At 71.8% G+C, this 2,817-nt stretch carries 2 protein-coding genes; one reads left to right on the top strand and one right to left on the bottom strand.

The window, feature by feature from the left end:
- Positions 1-89: 89 nt before the first annotated feature.
- Positions 90-1,127, bottom strand: a complete 1,038-nt coding sequence (locus ACFVUY_RS43280) for an RDD family protein (RefSeq protein ID WP_387737358.1) — start codon at positions 1,125-1,127, stop codon at positions 90-92.
- 308 nt (positions 1,128-1,435) lie between these two features.
- Here ACFVUY_RS43280 and ACFVUY_RS43285 point away from each other — a divergent pair, with 308 nt between their 5' ends.
- Positions 1,436-2,440: a stage II sporulation protein M gene (locus ACFVUY_RS43285; RefSeq protein ID WP_387737359.1), complete on the top strand. Its 1,005-nt coding sequence runs from the start codon at positions 1,436-1,438 to the stop codon at positions 2,438-2,440.
- The last annotated feature ends 377 nt before the right edge of the window (positions 2,441-2,817 follow it).

A 2,817-nucleotide genomic window follows, 5' to 3' on the forward strand; every position in this document is an offset into this window, starting at 1 on the left:
ACATGGCGGTGATCGTCGCGGATGCCTCGCCCGTGACGATCACCGCCAGTGCATCACGCCACGAAGTTGATCAATTACCCAACACTTTCTCAGGCGGGCGGGGCGAAGCCGGTGTCGGCGGCGGGCTTGTCGAGGGACGGAGCCGCCGGGGCCGGGGGCGATGCCGGGGGCGAAGCAGGGGTGGCGGGCGGTACGGGCACCGGCGGTGCGGTGGGCGCGGTCGGTGCGGGCCGCTGCGCCGGCAGGCCGAGGACGCGGACGGGCCGTCCGTCGGCCGTGACCGTCGGAGCCGGCGCGGGGACCGGACCGGAGGCCGGACGGGGAGCGGGCACCTGGGCGGGTCCCCGTCCGGCCGCCCACAGCTGCTCCTGGACACGCATCCACTCCCGCCGCTGGCGCTCGGTGAGCACCGCGCCCAGGTACGCCGCCGGGTGCAGCCCCGGCGCGAGCGGGTGGCCGATCCGGGCGGACAGGTCCTCGGCGAGCCGGGTGGACATCCGGAGCATCACCGCCGGATCCAACTGGCCGATCCGGCCCAGCAGTTGGCGGATGGCCAGCCAGAGCGGCTCGGGTACGGCGGACAGGTCCATCGCGACCAGCTCGTGGCCCATCGCCTGCAGCAGGTGCGGGTGGACCGGCGGCAGCGGGGAGGCGGAGCCGCCCGCACCCGGGGTGCGCTCGCGGACGACCACCGTCCCGGCGAAGATGTCGCCCAGCCGCTTGCCGTCCGAGTGCACCACCGAGGTGATCACGGCCGGGGCGCCGGTCAGCACGATCATCTCGAAGAAGCCGACCAGCCCGCGCACCAGCGAGTGCCGGAACCGCACCGGCCCGCCGTCGGTGCGCACCACCCGCAGGCCGAGCGCGGCCTTGCCGAGCGAACGGCCGCGAGTGAGGGTCTCGACCATCACGGGCACGGCCACCAGGAAGAACACCGTCAGGCCGATCATCGTGGCGGCCAGCGCCGCGCCGTCGAGCCCGATCAGGGCGAGGCTCAGCAGCAGCGTGAACACCAGCAGGGCCGCGAACTCCACCAGCAGGTCGATCACGATCGCCAGGGCCCTGCTCGGAAGCTTCGCCGTCCGGAGGCCGAGAACGACCGCCTCACCCGTCACCAGGTCGCTCAAGACACCTGTCCGTTCACGTTCTTGGAGCCCGTACGGCTCGCCCATGGAGATCCGCTCCTGGGAGTGCGGCAGTGCCGGGGGAGGGAATCACCCCGGATCGGCCCCCCTGACCCGCTCTCCGCAGTCTGATCCGCAGCCGCAAACATACGGGGCCCGGTGGGCGCACGGGAAGTGAGATCCCGACGGCCGCGGCGGCGGCCGCTGCTGGCATGCTGGGCCGCACGTGTCCGCCCGGGCCCGCCGCCCGCCCGGACGCACCCGCCCGCGCACGCACGTCCGCGCCCGCCGCCGATCATGGAGCCGCCGAAATGGACCTGGACGTCTTCGTCGCCACCCACCAGGGGGAGTGGGCCCGGCTGGACGCCCTCGCCCGCCGGCGCCGGCTCGGCGGGGAGGAGGCCGACGAGCTGGTCACGCTCTACCAGCGCGCCACCGGACACCTCGCCAAGGTCCAGGCCGCCGCGCCCGACCCGGCCCTGGTGAGCCGGCTGACCGGGCTGGTCTCGCGCGCCCGCAGCGCGGTCACCGGCGCCCGGACCAACGGCTGGCAGGACGTCGCCCGCTACTACGCGGTGAGCTTCCCCGCCGCGCTCTACCGCGCGCGCCGCTGGTGGGTGCCGGTGGCGATCGTCTCCATGGTGGCCACCGCACTGCTCGCGTGGTGGATGGCCACCCACCCCGAGGTCCGCAACAGCCTGATCGCCCCCGAGCACCTCGACGAGCTGACCCGCCCCGGCGGCCAGTACGAGGCGTACTACTCGGACCGGCCGGCCAGTTCCTTCGCGGCACAGGTGTGGACGAACAACGCCTGGATCGCCGTGCAGTGCCTGCTGTTCGGGGTCGCACTGGGCGTTCCGGTGCTCTACGTGATGTGGACCAACGTGGTGAACCTCGGCATCGGCGTCGGGCTGATGGCCTCCGCCGGGCGCCTCGACGTCTTCCTCGGCCTGCTCATTCCGCACGGCCTGCTGGAGCTGACCGCGGTCTTCGTAGCCGGCGGCCTCGGGCTGCGCCTCGGCTGGACCGTGATCGACCCCGGCCCGCGCACCCGCTCGGTGGCGCTGGCCGAACAGGGCCGCGCGATCATCGGCATGTCGATCGGCCTGGCGACGGTCCTGGCCGTCTCCGGTGTCCTGGAAGCCTTCGTGACCCCGTCCGGCCTGCCGACCTGGGCCCGTATCTCCATCGGCGTGCTGGCCGAGGCGGCCTTCCTCCTCTACGCCCTGGTGCTGGGCCGAAGGGCCGCCGAGGGCGGGGAGTTCGGTGATCTGGATGCGGCCGACCGGGCGGACCTCCAGCCGGTCGCGGCCTGAGCCGATGTGATCAGCAGGCCCCTGACCTGCTAGTCTTCCTCTCGTCCGGCCGAACCATTGACGTGGTGAGGGCGGGCTAGTAGGTTTCAACGGTTGGGACTGACTGGACAACGGTCGGTTCCGGGCGTTAGTGTCTACGACACCGCCGAATCGAGGCGAGTGCATTTCACGAAATGCGCACCCTCCGACGAAGCAAATCCCACGGACTGAGCACTCCGAAAGCCTTGATAGGCTTCGGAACGAAGTTCGCAGGAAATCCCGCCAGCGGGAATCGGATGAATGAAGCCCCGGTAAACGGAGCGGAAAACGTCTGGTAAGCTGGAAACACGAAAGAACGAAGCCCGGAGGGTCCGCTGGAAGGCGGTCCGAAGGAAGCG

It is taken from the genome of Kitasatospora sp. NPDC058063, assembly GCF_042885395.1.
Classification (GTDB): Bacteria; Actinomycetota; Actinomycetes; order Streptomycetales; family Streptomycetaceae; genus Kitasatospora; species Kitasatospora lactacystinica.

Coding starts and splice junctions, on each gene's coding strand:
- ACFVUY_RS43285 (WP_387737359.1), top strand. CDS start 1,436: ATGGACCTGGACGTCTTCGTCGCCACCCACCAGGGGGAGTGGGCCCGG.